This is a genomic window from Arthrobacter sp. TMN-49 (assembly GCF_054511095.1).
In genome coordinates, this window is sequence record NZ_JBTNDH010000006.1 from 69,714 (window position 1) to 84,261 (window position 14,548).

Here is a 14,548-nt window from a genome sequence, read left to right on the forward strand (position 1 = left end):
GCCACCGACGCAACACCAGCGAAATAAAAGGTAAACACTTGAGCAACTTTAACGAGCACGCCGCCACGTGGGCGCAGGACACCCAAGCCGTGCGCGGCGGGCTTGACCGCAGCAATTTTTCCGAAACCTCCGAAGCCTTGTTCCTGACCTCAGGGTTTGTGTACGAATCGGCAGAGGCCGCCGAGCAGGCTTTTACCGGCGAGGTGGACAGGTTTGTGTACTCCCGCTACGGCAACCCGTCCGTGGCGACCTTCCAGGAACGCCTGCGCCTGCTCGAGGACAAGGAGGCCTGCTTTGCCACGGCTTCGGGCATGTCAGCCGTCTTCACCGCCTTGGGTGCGTTGCTGGCGGCCGGGGACAGGGTGGTTGCCTCACGGTCGCTCTTTGGCTCCTGCTTTGTCATTCTGAACGAGTTGTTGCCGCGGTGGGGTGTGGAAACGGTGTTCGTGGATGGGCCGGATCTGGCGCAGTGGCGCGAGGCCCTGTCGGTGCCCACCACTGCCGTGTTCTTTGAATCGCCGTCGAACCCCATGCAGGAAATCATTGACGTGCAGGCTGTGTGCGATCTGGCGCATGCTGCGGGGGCACAGGTGGTTGCGGACAACGTGTTTGCCACTCCGCTGCTGCAGCGCTGCGGCGACTTTGGTGCGGACATCATCGTGTATTCAGGTACCAAACACATTGACGGTCAGGGGCGTGTGCTTGGTGGCGCCATCCTGGGCAGCAAGGAGTTCATCGACGGTCCCGTGAAGAACTTGATGCGCCACACGGGTCCTGCGTTGTCGTCCTTCAACGCCTGGGTGCTGACCAAGGGCCTGGAAACCATGAACCTGCGGGTGAGCCATTCATGCACCAGCGCCCTGGCGTTGGGCGAGTTCCTGCAGTCCCAGCCGCAGGTCAGCCGCGTGCTGTACCCGCACCTGCCCTCACACCCGCAATACGAGCTGGCCAAGAAGCAGATGAAGGCCGGTGGCACGGTGCTGACGTTCGAATTGGCACAACCTGCCGTCGGCACCACCAAGGATGCGGCGTTTGCCCTGCTCAATGCCTTGCAAATCATTGACATCTCCAACAATTTGGGCGACGCAAAGTCCTTGATCACCCACCCGGCCACAACAACCCACCGCGCCATGGGCCCGGAGGCGCGTGCAGCGATTGGCCTCACCGACGGCTTCCTGCGCTTGTCGGTGGGCTTGGAGGACGTGGCGGATTTGAAGGCTGACCTGGCGCAGGCGTTGTCCGCTATTTAGCGAGCTTGCGCGCCCACGCGGAGAAGCTAGCCTCGTCGGGTCCGGACATGACGGTGGCCGGCGGCTCGCTGACGGGGAGAACCATCAGCGCCTGCGCGTCGGCGGGAAAACCGCCATCCACTTGCCGGCCTCGGATGCCGCCGTCGTACGTTAAGAAAACTGTCGCCGCGCCAGCCCCCGAATTTCTAGTCCTGGAAGTACTCGATCTCCGCGCCAATGGTGTTCAGGCGTTCGGCCAGGTCCTCGTAGCCGCGCTCGATCACGTAAATGTTGCGCAGTTCTGAGGTGCCCTTGGCTGCCAGCATGGCCAGCAGGATGCAGGCGGCCGGGCGCAGCGCCGGGGGGCAACCAATTTCAGCTGCTCGCCACGCCGTGGGGCCGGTGATGTCGATCCGGTGCGGATCCAGCAAGCGAACACCGGCGCCGAGGCGGTTCAGTTCCGTCAGGTAAATGGCCCGGCCCTCGTACACCCAGTCGTGGATGAGCGTTGTGCCTTCGGCGCAGGAGGCGATGACCGCGAAGAACGGCAAGTTATCAATGTTCAAGCCCGGGAAAGGCATGGGGTGGATCTTGTCCGGCGCCGCCTTCAGCTCGGACGGCAGCGTGGTGATGTCCACGAGGCGGGTTTTCCCGTTGCGGGCCACGTACTCGGCGGACTTGCGGTACTTAAAGCCCATTTGCTCCAACACCTTGAGCTCAATTTCCATGAACTCAATGGGCACGCGTGTCACGGTGACTTCAGACTTGGTGACGATGCCGGCCGTAATCAGGCTCATGGCCTCGATGGGGTCCTCGGACGGCGCGTACTCGATGTCCATGTCAATGCGGGACTTGCCCCTGATGGTCAGTGTTGTTGAGCCAACACCTTCCACCGTGACACCCAGGCCCTGCAGGTAGAAGCAAAGGTCTTGCACCATGTAGTTGGGGCTGGCGTTGCGAATAATTGTGGTGCCTTCGCGGTGTGCGGCGGCCATGATGGCGTTTTCGGTGACGGTGTCACCACGTTCCGTCAGCACAAAGGTGCGGTCCTCGGCATCGCTCGCAGGGGCGTGGACCTGATAGAAACCGTCGTGGGCGTTGACCGTCAGGCCAAATTCGCGCAGCGCCTGCATGTGCGGTTCCACGGTGCGGGTGCCCAGGTCGCAGCCACCGGCGTAGGGGATCCGGTAGCTTTCCTGCTCGTCAAGGAGCGGGCCCAGCAACATGATGACGCTGCGGGTCCGCTTGGCTGCTGCGATGTCCATGGAGGCAAGATCCAGCACACAGGGCCTGCGAATTTGAAGGTCGTTGTCTTCGAGCCAGGTGCACTGGACACCAATGGAGGTCAGTAGCTCAACAATGCGGTTGACCTCTTCGATGCGGGCCAGTCGGCGCAACGTGGTGGTGCCGCGGTTCAGCAGGCTGGCGCAGAGCAGGGCAACACCGGCGTTCTTGCTGGAGTTGACCTGCACACTGCCGGAAAGTTCGCGCTCTCCGTGCACCCGCAAGTGTGTGACGGCGTTCTTGGTGGTAGCTCCGACGCTCACCAGGTTGGCTTCCAACAGTGATTCCATCCGCTGGATCATCCTTAAGCTCAGATTTTGTTTGCCTTGTTCCATCCTGGCTACGGCGCTTTGACTGGTCCCCAATTGGGATGCCAATTCACCCTGGGTCCAGCCTTTTTCGGTGCGCGCATCGCGAACCAGTACGCCAACAGTTTCTGCAGCCATTTGAGTCATAACAACTTTTATATCACAGGATGCATATTCTTCTCGACATTTGTGACCCACCGGGCGATTTGCGCTCAAAAACGGGCAACTTTAACCGTTACATGCGATAGGCGTGGGCGTTGTGCCGCCTCAGGGCCCGGGTCACACTCTACGGTACCCCGGCCCCGGCAGGGCGTGCCAACCCACGCCGCAACGCCCGGCGAGAGGCTTGCCTCACACGGTTGAGGCGGCACCACCTCGATCCGTGGCGAGGCTCATCCTAGCTAAACTGTGCGATGGAGGCGGCGAGAGTCTCGGCGGAGTGCTGGAGCCGTTCTGCCTCGCGGGCGTCCATGTGCGTGTCCAGGACGCGCTGCACACCGCCCGCCCCAACAATCGAGGGCACGCTGAGGGCCACCCCGTCTATGCCGCGGTAACCGTGCAGCACGCTTGAGACCGGCAGGATGCTCCGCTCGTCAGCCAACACGGCCTCGACGATGCGGGCACCGGAGAGCCCGATCGCGTAGTTCGTTGCGCCCTTACCGGCAATGACCTTGTAGGCGGCATGGACCACGTCGTGGGTGAGCGTTTCAAGCCGTTCACGCGGAAACAGCAGGGTTCCGGAGGAGTCGGTCCATTCCGGCAGCGGGGTCTGTCCGATGGTCGCTGTGGACCACAAGGGGAATTCCGTGTCGCCGTGCTCGCCGACGATCAGCGCATGCACGCTTTGCGGCGCGACGGCGGCGGCCTCCGCCACCAGCCAGCGCAGCCGGGCGGAGTCAAGCACAGTTCCCGAGCTGAAGATGCGTCCGTGCGGCAGCTCGGTGATGCGCTCCGCCACTGCCGTGAGCACGTCGCAGGGGTTCGTCACCAGGATAAAGACAGCATTTGGCGACAAGGCCACCAGCTGCGGCAGCATCTTCTCCAGGATTCGGACGTTGACCCCTGCCAGCTCAAGCCGGGTCTGGCCCGGCTCCTGCTTGGCCCCGGCCGTGATGACGATGACATCGGAATCGGCCACCAGCGCAATATCGCTTCCGCCTGTGATGCGCGGGGCGCCGACAAACGGTGTCCCGTGGGCCAGGTCAAGGACTTCCGCCTCCACCTTGGCTGTGGCGATGTCATACAAGACAATCTCACGCGCGGACCCTCGAATGAGCGCAGCGTAGGCGAGGGAGGTGCCGACGCTTCCGGCGCCGACAATGGTGAGCTTGGTGCTGCGTGCGATCGTCATGCCACCAGTATCCCAGCCCCGATGTTGCTGTCACTGTTTGTGTCCGGCTATTTCCCTGTCTCCGTGCGGAAATGCTAGCCAAACACGGGATTCCACGTTCCCAGCACGACGGCGGCCGCCACAGCGATGGCTGCTATCAGCACGCCGCCGGCCGCGACCCACAGATCGTGGGCAGCAAAAGTGGATTCGCGGGCCCAACTGCGCGGCCCGGCCCCGAATCCCTTGGCCTCCATGGTGACAGCCAACCGTGAGGCGCGGCGCACGGCCTGCACCAACAACGCCATGGCCTGCCCCAACTGTGCCTTGACCCCACGGAACAGCCCGGGCTCACCGCCCACACCCCGGGCACGGCGCGCCATGCCAAGGGTTTGCCATTCGGCCACCAACAGCCCCACCAGCCGCATGGCTGCGAGGGCGCCCAGCACAAAGCGATGCGGCAGCCGCAGCTTCTGGGCCAGGGCGTCAGCCAAGTCGGTGGGATCGGTGGAGGCCAGCACGATGATTCCGGGCAGGGCGATGGCCAGGCCACGCAGGGCAATGGCCACACCGGCTTCCAGCGACCCGCTGGTGAAGGTCACCGGGCCCACAGCGAGCAACAGTTCGCCGGTCTTGGGTGCCAGCAGCGCCGTCCCGTAACCACCCACAATTGCTGCCAGCAGGACGGGCCAGCCGCGCAGCAACAGCATGCGGTCGCTCAGCCCGGCCAAGGGCAGGAGTGCGCATTCAAGCATCAGTGCCACCGTGGCCGAGACCCAGTCAACACTGACCAGCAGAACAAGTGTGATCGCCATGCCCGCGCCCAGTTTCGCCAGCGGATTGGCCCGCGCCAACCACGCCGTGGAACGGGGTGTGGCGATGATGTCGACGCTCATTGCTGCACCACTTTCGCCGCCGGCAGCGGGGCGGCGATGGGGCCACGCACCCGAGGTCCCGGCTGCGAGCTTGCGAGCTGAGGGAGGGTGTGGGGAACGGGGGCGCCCAGCACCAACTGTTCGCCACCGAGCACGGCGCTGAACGCTGCATCGTGTGTCACTGATACCACGGCCGTGCCGGCGTCCAGCAGTTCAGTCAGCAGGGAGGCCAGCTCGGCCCAGGTGTTGGCGTCTTGACCAAAGGTTGGTTCGTCCAGGACCAGGACTTGTGGACTGGCCGCCAACACTGTGGCCACCGACAGCCGCCGCTTTTCACCGCCGGAGAGCGTGAATGGGTTGGCTTCGGCCAAATGATCCAGCCGCAATCGTCCCATCAACTCATCCACCGCGTCACCACCGCGCCCCAACAGTTTCGGCGCAAACAACAGTTCCGCACGGACACTGCCCGCCACAAATTGGTGCTCGGGTTCCTGAAAGACCGTGCCGATCCGGCTGATCAGCTGGCGCCCGCGCCATTTCAGTGGCGTGGCTCCGGCTCCGCGAGCCAACGCTGCCGTGGCCAGCAACTCCCCGCCCGCCGGCGCCAACAGGCCGGCCAGGGTTAGCGCCAGCGTCGATTTTCCCGCCCCGTTGGGGCCCGTCACGCTCAGCGCCTGCCCCGCCCTGACCCGCACGGAGGGCACCACAGCAACAGCTTGCACCGGGTGCCGGCGCCGCCCCTTGATGCGGGAGACGGCAAGGGCGTCCGCCTGAAGCAACAGTTCCGCCCCGGCGTCGGACGTCGTCAACGCCGCCCTGGGCCGGACAGCTGGCACATAGCCAGGCACCCAAATACCGGCAGCCGTCAGCAGGTCCCGGCTCTGCGCCAACACGGCAGCCGGCGGGCCATCAAATAACACTCCGCCGGGCTCGCCCAGCGCGGCCGGAGCCAGGACCACAATCCTGTCCACCACCTCCAGCCACACAGACACCCGGTGCTCCACCACCACCAAGGTGGCCCCCGTTTCATCCAGGCTGCGGCGCACAGCGTCACGCACCTCCACCACACCGGCCGGATCCAGATTGGCTGTGGGCTCATCCAACAACAACAAGCCGGGGCGCATGGCCAGCATGCCGGCCAACCCCAAACGCTGTTTTTGCCCGCCCGACAGCGCCGAACTGGGATGATCCAGCGGCAGTTTCAACCCCACGGACTCCAGCGAAGCTGTCACCCGGCGCCAGATCTCATCGCGCGGGACAGCCATGTTCTCGGCCCCAAAAGCAACGTCGTCACCAATGCGTGAGAGCACCACCTGGGCGTCGGGGTCCTGCTGCATGAGCCCCGCCCGGCCGCGTGATGCAGCCGCCGGGCGCCCATCAATGAGCAGCTCACCGACCTCATTGGCGTCCTCGTCGTCCCCCAGCACCCCGGCCAGGGCGTGCAGCAGTGTTGACTTGCCGGCCCCCGAAGGGCCCAGCAGCAAAACCCGCTCGCCGGGGGCAATCTCCAGCTCGAGATCATGCACGGCCCGGTTGTGCCGGCCCGAATGCCGCCAGCCCCACCCCCGGGCGCTGATTCGCGCCGGAGTAGTCCCCCGGTTCTGCGCGGCAGCCATGTTTACACCGCTCGTTCGCTTGCGGCGCCACGCGAGGGCAGATTGGCAAGGGCCCCCGTGCGTGCCAGCCCGCGCACGGCCAGCCAGGATACCAATCCGGCAATGATGGCGCCGGAGATCATGGCCAGGACCACGTAGACGAGCTTCCACTCCATGGCCCAGGCGAAATTCCAGACCAGGGAGTCGTTGATGCCCATGGCCAGGCCAGCCAGTGCCCCGGCCAGCAGGGCCACCGGCAGGGTGAACTTGCGGTAGCGGAACAGCGCGAAGCCCAGCTCAGCACCGAGGCCCTGAACCAGGCCAGAGAGCAACACCGTGAAGCCGAAGTGGGTGCCCAACAGGCCCTCCACACAGGCGGCAATCAGTTCACAGTAGAGCGCTGCGCCGGGTTTGCGGATGACCAATCCACCCAAGACGCCGGCGATCAACCAGCCGCCGCCGTACAGCGCACCAATGGGCGGGAAGGCGATCGTGAAAGCACTGATCAGTCCATAACCGGCGGACCACAGCCAGAAAATGACGCCGATGGCGACACCCAGAACTGACACCACCACAATGTCCACGACGCGCCACGTGGACTTGCGTGCTGCTGGGTTGCTTGGCGCCGCGTTTTCGCTCGCGATTGACTTGCTCATGGTTCCTCCTTCGCAGGAGGGGCGGCAGGCGGACCTTCCGCGCAGCCGAAGAGAACTCGACTCCCTTCGCCGGTACTAACCGGAGCAGGTTCGAGGGTCTGCGGCGAACCGCACTCTCAGCGCCGGTACCCATTGGCGGGTAGACGCTCCCCTGTCGTGTTTGAATTGCGACTTAAGTTTACCCCCGCCCCATGCCGGGCCCTAATAGCCACCGTGACGTGCCGTAATGCGCCCTGCAGGGCACCGCTCCAGCGCATTGGGGGCGTGAGCGACTAGGCTAAACGTGAGGTATTTGCCCGGCTTGGGTCAGTCCCACACACGCAAGGAGTCCTTCATGAACATCGTCTTCAAATTGCTCGGCACCGGGGTGAGCTTGGGTGCTGGTTTTGCGGCCAGCAAGCTGGTGGACACTGTTTGGGAGAAAAGTACTGGCAACAAGCCCCCCAAAGACGGCGCAGACTTGGAAAATAGCCTCCGCTCGGCCCTGACGTTCGCCCTGGTGTCCTCGGCAGTGGCGGCCATCATCCAGGTTTTGGCCGGGCGTACCACCAAAAAGGCGATCGCCCGTTTTAGCCACCACCCAGAAGAGGTCTAAATACTCTCCCGGCGCGCGCGCAGGAATCTGAACGGGCAGTTGTGGTTGATGTTTTTGTAAAACATCAACCACAACTGCCCGTTCGGCGAGGCGGAGGAGTTGGTGGGCCCCTCGGAGTTGGGGACTAGTCCTTACTGCCACCCTCAACGGCGGCGGCAACTACCTGATCCAGCTCGTCCACGCTGAGCCGGGCCGGCTGGCGGTGCTTGGTCCGGTAGCCTGCACGGCCCACCATGTGGGCAGAGACGGGAACTGTGAGCAACTGAAAGAGCCACGCCACAATCAAGATCGGCAGCAGCGACCACATCCGCAGCTGCAATCCCATGGCCGACAGCATGAGCAGCAAACCGAGCACCTGCGGCTTGGTGGCTGCGTGCATACGGCTCATCAGGTCGGGGAAGCGCAGCAGGCCAATGGCCGCAGCAAGACTCATCAGCGCCCCGCCGAGCAAGCAGATGGCCGTCGCCACATCAATGAGGGCGTTCATACGTCTTCCTTCCTGTGCGCCACGAAACGCGCCACAGTCACTGAGCCGATGAATCCAATGACTGTCAGGACCACCAGAAGCGCCAGATTGTCCGTGTGCTTGTTCATGGCCATTTCAGTGGCCAGGGACGCACCAAAAATGGCCAACAAAACATCCGCCGCAATGACACGGTCCAGCAGTGAGGGGCCGGCCGCAATGCGGTAGATGGTGCCCGCCGCCGCCAGCGAAAGTATTACCGCAACAATGATGACAACAACGCTCATCGCCGTCATTTCTCCTCCTGCGCTTTCGGCGGAGCAGAAGCCACGTGCGTCACCATGGGCGCCCCGCCGGCTTCTGCCGTCAGTGCAGCCAGTTCTTCCTTGGTGCCCATAACGCGTATCAACCCAGCCTCAATGTCTTGGATGCCTTGACGAACTTTTTCAACACCGGCGGGCGACTCCACATTCATGGCGTGGACGTAAAGTGTTGCCGTGCCTCGATCCACTTCAACCACCAGGGACCCCGGGATGAGTGAGAGCACGTGCCCCACAGCCGTCATGAGCAGATCTGAGGTGCTGCGCAAGGGCACGGCAATGACAGCGTTGCGAATCCGTGGCCCCCTGGACAGGGCCCAATACAAGACCTGGAAACTGGCGACCACAACTTCCTTGATGAACCACAGAACAAAAGTCACCGCACGGAGCACGTTGAACCGCCCACTGAGTTCAACCGGCGGCAGGTAAAACGCGCGCGAGACGCCCATGGCAATCAAGGCACCAAAGACCAGGTTCCCGGCGCTGAAGTCCTGCCACAGCGCACCCCACACCAGAACAAGCCAAACAAGCAACGGCAGTTTCTGCCAGGCAGTGCCGCTGCGCTTCAATTTCACGCCCTGGCTCATGGGTTCCCCGCCCCCTGTCCGAGAACGGCTTCAATATAGGCAGTCCGTTCCAGCATGCTGGTGGCCGCGTCCTGGCTTAAGTCAAAGAGCGGGCCGGCGAATACTGTCATGGCAATACCGAGCACCACCAGCCCCATGGTGGAATACACCATCATCCTTGGCAGGATCGGAACCTCATTCTCGCCGGAGAACCGCCCCTGCGTGGCATCCACGTGTTTGCTGGTGCGCAGGGCACGCATGCTCTGCTTGCCCGAGGCATCCGGCGCGGTGGCGAGCAGTACCGGGTCGGGATCTTCGGCGTCGGCCGTGCTACGCCAAAACACCCGGTTCCAGACGCGGGCTACGACCAACAGGGTCAGCAGGCTGGTCACGACACCGCCCACAACTACCGCGTAGGCGAGCGGCGAACCGTCAGCCACACCCGCCTGCACAAGCCCCAGCTTGCCCAGGAAGCCCGAGAATGGCGGGATGCCGGCCAGGTTCATGGCGGGGATAAAGTACAGCACGGCGAGAATAGGTGAGAGCTTGGCCAGCCCGCCCAAGCGCATGATCGAGGAGTTGCCGCCGCGCCGCTCCACCAGGCCTGTCACCATGAACAGGGACGTTTGGATGGTGATGTGGTGGATGACGTAGAAAATGGTGGCGGCCAGGCCAATCACCGAGGACAGTGCGACGCCGAAAATCATGTACCCGATATGGCTCACCAGGGTGAAGGAAAGCATACGTTTAATATCTGTCTGGGCTATGGCACCGAGAATTCCCACCAACATGGTCAGCAACGCCGCCACCAGTAGCACGCCGTTGAAATGGTCTGCGGGAAAGAGCAGCGTCTCGGTACGGATGATGGCGTAAACACCCACTTTTGTCAGCAGCCCGGCAAACACTGCCGTCACCGGCGCTGGTGCTGTGGGGTAGGAGTCCGGGAGCCAGAATGAGAGCGGGAAGACTGCCGCCTTGATCCCAAACGCCACCAGCAACAACACGTGCAGCAGGTGCTGAGTGCCCGGATCCAGTTCACCGAGTTTGATGGCCAGATCGGCCAGGTTGACTGTTCCGGTGGCGCCGTAAATCATGGCGATGGCTATCAGGAACAGCAGCGAGGACACCACGCTGACAACAACGTAGGTGATGCCGGCACGGATGCGCGGCCCGGTCCCGCCAAGAGTCATGAGCACATAACTGGCCGTCAGCAGGATCTCAAAGCCCACGTAGAGGTTGAACAGGTCACCGGCCAAAAACGCGTTGGAAACGCCTGCCACCAGGATCAAATAGGTGGGGTGGAAGACGGAAACGGGGCCACTTTCTTCACCGTCCGCGGCGCCCTGTCCGGTGGCATAGGCAAGAACCGCCAAGCTGACGGCGGAGGAAACCACCAGGAGCAGCGACGAGAATTGATCGGCCACCATGACAATGCCAAAGGGCGGCGCCCACCCACCGATTTCCACGGCGATGGGGCCCGAATGCCACACACTGGCCAGCACCCAAACCTCAAGGGCCAAGGTGAGCGTGAGGGTCCCGAGACTGACGCGGCGCTGGGCACGGGGATGCCGAATCAGCACAAACGCCCATGCGGCACCCAGGAAGGGTAGGACTACCGCAAGCGGCGCCAGACTGGCAACGTTCATACTTTCTCCTCCTTAGGTGACTCGGGGCTCGGCGATTCTAGATTCGGCGATTCTGGGTGTACATCCTTCTTGGCGCGTGCGGCGTTCCTGGCCTCCGTCACCCGTTTGGCCCGAATACCTGGAACTGTCTCACGCCTTCCCGGTGGCTGATCGTTCTCATGGAAGTCGGAGACCTCAATGGCAATCTCGGAGTCCTCTTCATCGTCGTACAGGTCCTGCATGGCGACCCGAATATCCTCACTGTCCACCTGGATGTGGTCGGCGCGGCTCAGCAGCCAGGAGCGGTAGATCAAGCTGAGCAGGAAAGCTGTCACGGCGAAGGAAATCACAATGGACGTCAGAATGAAGGCCTGCGGCAAGGGATCGTTATATGTGCTGGGCGGAAGGTCTTTGTTGAAGATTGGCGCCAACCCGGCATGGCCGCCGGTGGTTAGCAGGAGGATGTTGGTGGCGTTGGCCAGCAGCATCAAGCCGAGCAGGACTCGCGTCAGGCTCCGCTCCAGCAACAGGAAAAGTCCCACCGCGTACAGCACACCCATCACCAGCAGGAGGGTCAGATTGATACTCACTTGCCCACCTCCAACGGCTCGTCATCCTGGAAAAGCTCGATGCCGCCCATGCCGTCCTCCTCATGTTGGTCGATCTCCGAGCCCAAGCTGCGCAGGACATCGACCACCAGACCAACAACCACCAGGTAGACGCCTATGTCAAAGAGTGTGGAGGTCACGAACTTCACGTGGCCAAAGATGGGTAATTCGAAGGCAATAATGGCACTTTGGAATACTTCCCCGCCAAGGAGGAGTGGTGCGAGCCCGGTCAGTGCGGCGATGGTCAGGCCCAAGCCCAATAGGGTTCCGGCGGATATTCTCGTTGCCTCAGCCAGCTCAAAACGACCACCGGCCAGGTAGCGAATGGTGAGGGCCAGGCCAGCCACCAGCCCCCCGGCGAAACCACCTCCGGTGCCGTTGTGGCCGGCGAGCAGGAGGTAGATGGAAATGACGATAATGCTGTGAAAGACCAGCCTTGTCACCACTTCAATGATGATGGAGCGGCGCTCCGGGGCCAGGGTGCGCCCGGCCACCAGCCAAGGATTGCCCGCTGATGCGGCGAACCGTTTGGCCAGGTGTGCGGTTGACCCCAAGGATGCGGCTTGCTGCTTGCCAACACTGCCGGTGGCCACAGTCTCGGCGCGCGCAAGCCGCTGGCCGCGCCCCCGTACAAAGATCAGGCTGGCAACGCCCGTGGCCGCTATGGCCAGCACAGCAATCTCACCAAAGGTGTCCCAAGCCCGAATGTCCACAAGCGTCACGTTGACAACGTTGAGGCCGCCACCACCCTCATATGCCAAGATAGGCATATGCAGGCTGACGGGATCATGGATACGTGACCCCATGGCCACGATGGCAACCACCACCATGGTGGCGCCGAACGCTATGCCAAGGATCAGGCGCACGACGCGATGGCTACCGGCCGTGCGTTCCAAGAGACTTGCCGGCAGGGAGCGCAAGGCCAGCACGAAGGCGACAAGAATAATGGTTTCCACCAGCATCTGGGTCAGGGCAAGATCCGGCGCCCCTTGGAGGGCGAACAGCAACGCAATGCCGTAGCCGGTCACCGAGACCATCAGCACCGCCATGAACCGTTTGTTGGCCCGGGCCGCAGCAAACGCCCCAATCACGATCACCGCACCGGCAATCAATTGGAAGGGCGAACCGGGATCCACAAAGTACAGGTCATCGCTCCAGTGCTGATCCGTCAGGAAAAGCACTGCCAGGATCGAGGCGATGGAGGTGGAGAGTATGACTGCTAAGTAAAAGAACAACGAACCACGCTGGGTGTGGCCCGTGACCCAAATGGCCACCATGTCCAGCACAACAATTGACTGCCGGTAGCCGCGCTCAAAGTCAACCATGGCGGGGATCTTGCCCTGGAAGCCTTCGACCTTGTTGCGCAGCAGGAACAGTGCCGTACCGGCCGCCACCACCATGGCGCTCAGGCCCAGCGCCGGCGTCAATCCGTGCCACAGCAGCAGGTGCATGCCGTGGGGGTCATAGGCGGGGAATTGCTGGCTGTAGGGCTTAACCCAACCCTCCACCAGGTGCGGGACGAACCCGTAGGCGACGGTGAGCAAGCTCAGCAACGCAGGGGCCGCCAGGAAGGGCCAGCTGACGGGCCTAAACACCGACGCCATGCCCTTGGGCTTGACGGCAAAACCGCCCCACATGAACCTGGCGCTATAGGCGAACGTCAGTACGGAGCCAAGCACCAAGCCCACCAGAACACTCCAACCAATGCCAGGGCCGGCCGGGCCATAGTTTGCGGAAGCTATGAAGGCCTGGAAGATGCCCTCCTTGGCGATGAACCCCGCCAGGGGCGGCAGCCCGGCCATGGAGGCTGCGCCGATGAGCGCCACAACGCCCAGCGCTGGTGCGGATCTAAAGACACCGGACAATTCACGAATGTCTCGGGTGCCGCTTTGGTGGTCAATGATGCCCACCACCAAAAAGAGCGCCGCCTTAAACAAGCCGTGCGCCAGCACCATGGCCATACCTGCCATGGCGGCCTCCTGACCACCCAAACCAACCACCAGGGTCAGAAACCCCAGCTGGCTGACTGTGCCGTAAGCCAGAAGGAGCTTGAGATCGTACTGGCGCAGTGCACGCCAGCCACCCAGGAGCATGGTGCTCAGCCCCAGCACCACAATCATGAACTGCCAGTACTCGGTCTGGGAAAAACCCGGCGCCAGCCGCGCGATAAGGTAAATTCCGGCCTTCACCATGGCTGCGGCGTGCAGGTAGGCGCTCACGGGCGTAGGCGCGGCCATGGCGCCCGGCAACCAGAAGTGGACCGGCAGGAGTGCCGACTTCGTGACGGCACCCACCAGGATCAGGGCCACACCAATATCCATGACCACACGCGCAGTGCCGCCCGTTGCCAACAGCTCTGGTGCCTTGGCCAGCACGCCCGAGATGCTGTAGGTGCCCGCGCTTTCGCCCAGCATGATCAAGCCCACGAGCATGGCGAGACCGCCGAAGGTTGTTACTATCAGCGCCTGCAGTGCCGCTCGTCGGGCGGCAATACGGGTGCGGGCGTAGCCGATCAGGAGGTAGGAAAGAACAGTTGTCAGTTCCCAAAAAACAAACAAGAGAATGAGGTTATCGGCCGTCACCAGGCCAAACATGACGCCCGCGAAGGCCAGCAGCTGGGCACCAAAGCCGCCCAGACCGGCGTCGTCCGTCTTGAAGTACCTGGCGCAATAGGCCAGGACCAGCGCACCCACACCCAAAACCAGCAGCGACATCAGCCATGACAGCGCGTCCATGCGGAACGTGAGGTTCAGATCCAGGACCGGGATCCAGGGAATGTCCACGGTGGGGCCGGGCGCGGTGTCCGAATACACGTTTTGATACTGCGCCAGGAGCCACGCAAAGCTTGCCGCGGGGACGGCGGCAAGGACGTAAAAGGCTGCCCTGCCCCAGCGGGCGAACAAAACGGGCGCGACAATGGCCACAAGGAAATGCGCACAGAGGACAAACAACACTAAAGGCTCCGCATGTTTCGGGCTGGAAATGAGCGAATCACGGGGGTAACAGTCGGTTCCCGACCCCTCAACCCTATCAATATCGGCGTCCCGGCAACGCCGCCGCAGCAACGCGGCGACTCGTGGGAGGCCCTTGCGGAGCT

Annotated in this window: 13 protein-coding genes and 1 riboswitch; of the genes, 2 read left to right on the forward strand and 11 right to left on the reverse strand. The window is 62.9% G+C overall.

Annotated features, from left to right (window positions below; all coding sequences use genetic code 11):
• Nucleotides 1-38: 38 nt before the first annotated feature.
• Entirely contained in the window at nucleotides 39-1,250 is a 1,212-nt protein-coding gene (locus tag ACX80E_RS04415; protein WP_459300699.1) for an O-succinylhomoserine sulfhydrylase, read from the forward strand.
• A gap of 185 nt (nucleotides 1,251-1,435) precedes the next feature.
• Here the strand turns inward: ACX80E_RS04415 and ACX80E_RS04420 are convergent, their stop codons facing one another.
• The 5 genes from ACX80E_RS04420 to ACX80E_RS04440 all read right to left on the reverse strand — a co-directional run bounded on the left by ACX80E_RS04420 (nucleotide 1,436) and on the right by ACX80E_RS04440 (nucleotide 7,274).
• Entirely contained in the window at nucleotides 1,436-2,968 is a 1,533-nt protein-coding gene (locus tag ACX80E_RS04420) for a UDP-N-acetylglucosamine 1-carboxyvinyltransferase (RefSeq protein ID WP_459300700.1), read from the reverse strand.
• 250 nt (nucleotides 2,969-3,218) lie between these two features.
• The gene (locus tag ACX80E_RS04425) at nucleotides 3,219-4,172 is read right to left on the reverse strand and encodes an L-lactate dehydrogenase (protein WP_459300701.1); all 954 of its coding nucleotides are present in this window, start codon (nucleotides 4,170-4,172) and stop codon (nucleotides 3,219-3,221) included.
• Nucleotides 4,173-4,246: 74 nt separating this feature from the next.
• Nucleotides 4,247-5,044, reverse strand: coding sequence for an energy-coupling factor transporter transmembrane component T family protein (locus tag ACX80E_RS04430; RefSeq protein WP_459300702.1), 798 nt, complete (start codon nucleotides 5,042-5,044; stop codon nucleotides 4,247-4,249).
• On the reverse strand, nucleotides 5,041-6,639 hold the full coding sequence (locus tag ACX80E_RS04435; protein WP_459300703.1) for an ABC transporter ATP-binding protein: 1,599 nt from the start codon (nucleotides 6,637-6,639) through the stop codon (nucleotides 5,041-5,043). Before ACX80E_RS04435 ends, ACX80E_RS04430 begins: the two co-directional genes overlap by 4 nt.
• Before the next feature lie 2 nt (nucleotides 6,640-6,641).
• Nucleotides 6,642-7,274, reverse strand: a complete 633-nt coding sequence (locus ACX80E_RS04440; protein ID WP_459300704.1) for an ECF transporter S component — start codon at nucleotides 7,272-7,274, stop codon at nucleotides 6,642-6,644.
• A 44-nt stretch (nucleotides 7,275-7,318) separates the two neighbouring features.
• Nucleotides 7,319-7,437: riboswitch (TPP riboswitch) on the reverse strand.
• Between the two features lie 171 nt (nucleotides 7,438-7,608).
• On the opposite strand from ACX80E_RS04440, the gene ACX80E_RS04445 reads away from it, so the two are divergent.
• Nucleotides 7,609-7,869: a DUF4235 domain-containing protein gene (locus ACX80E_RS04445; RefSeq protein WP_459300705.1), complete on the forward strand. Its 261-nt coding sequence runs from the start codon at nucleotides 7,609-7,611 to the stop codon at nucleotides 7,867-7,869.
• A gap of 124 nt (nucleotides 7,870-7,993) precedes the next feature.
• Here ACX80E_RS04445 and mnhG read toward each other — a convergent pair whose 3' ends face one another.
• Genes mnhG through ACX80E_RS04475 form a run of 6 tightly spaced genes read right to left on the reverse strand, consistent with a single transcriptional unit; the run spans nucleotide 7,994 to nucleotide 14,405 of the window.
• Nucleotides 7,994-8,356: a monovalent cation/H(+) antiporter subunit G gene (gene mnhG, locus ACX80E_RS04450; RefSeq protein ID WP_459300706.1), complete on the reverse strand. Its 363-nt coding sequence runs from the start codon at nucleotides 8,354-8,356 to the stop codon at nucleotides 7,994-7,996.
• Nucleotides 8,353-8,628, reverse strand: a complete 276-nt coding sequence (locus ACX80E_RS04455) for a monovalent cation/H+ antiporter complex subunit F (protein WP_459300707.1) — start codon at nucleotides 8,626-8,628, stop codon at nucleotides 8,353-8,355. Before ACX80E_RS04455 ends, mnhG begins: the two co-directional genes overlap by 4 nt.
• On the reverse strand, nucleotides 8,625-9,239 hold the full coding sequence (locus ACX80E_RS04460) for a Na+/H+ antiporter subunit E (RefSeq protein WP_459300708.1): 615 nt from the start codon (nucleotides 9,237-9,239) through the stop codon (nucleotides 8,625-8,627). Before ACX80E_RS04460 ends, ACX80E_RS04455 begins: the two co-directional genes overlap by 4 nt.
• On the reverse strand, nucleotides 9,236-10,864 hold the full coding sequence (locus ACX80E_RS04465) for a Na+/H+ antiporter subunit D (protein WP_459300709.1): 1,629 nt from the start codon (nucleotides 10,862-10,864) through the stop codon (nucleotides 9,236-9,238). Before ACX80E_RS04465 ends, ACX80E_RS04460 begins: the two co-directional genes overlap by 4 nt.
• A complete protein-coding gene (locus ACX80E_RS04470) occupies nucleotides 10,861-11,433 on the reverse strand; it encodes a Na(+)/H(+) antiporter subunit C (protein WP_459300710.1) in 573 nt (190 codons plus the stop codon). Before ACX80E_RS04470 ends, ACX80E_RS04465 begins: the two co-directional genes overlap by 4 nt.
• The gene (locus ACX80E_RS04475; protein ID WP_459300711.1) at nucleotides 11,430-14,405 is read right to left on the reverse strand and encodes a Na+/H+ antiporter subunit A; all 2,976 of its coding nucleotides are present in this window, start codon (nucleotides 14,403-14,405) and stop codon (nucleotides 11,430-11,432) included. The genes ACX80E_RS04470 and ACX80E_RS04475 overlap by 4 nt, the downstream gene beginning before the upstream one ends.
• Nucleotides 14,406-14,548: the final 143 nt, after the last annotated feature.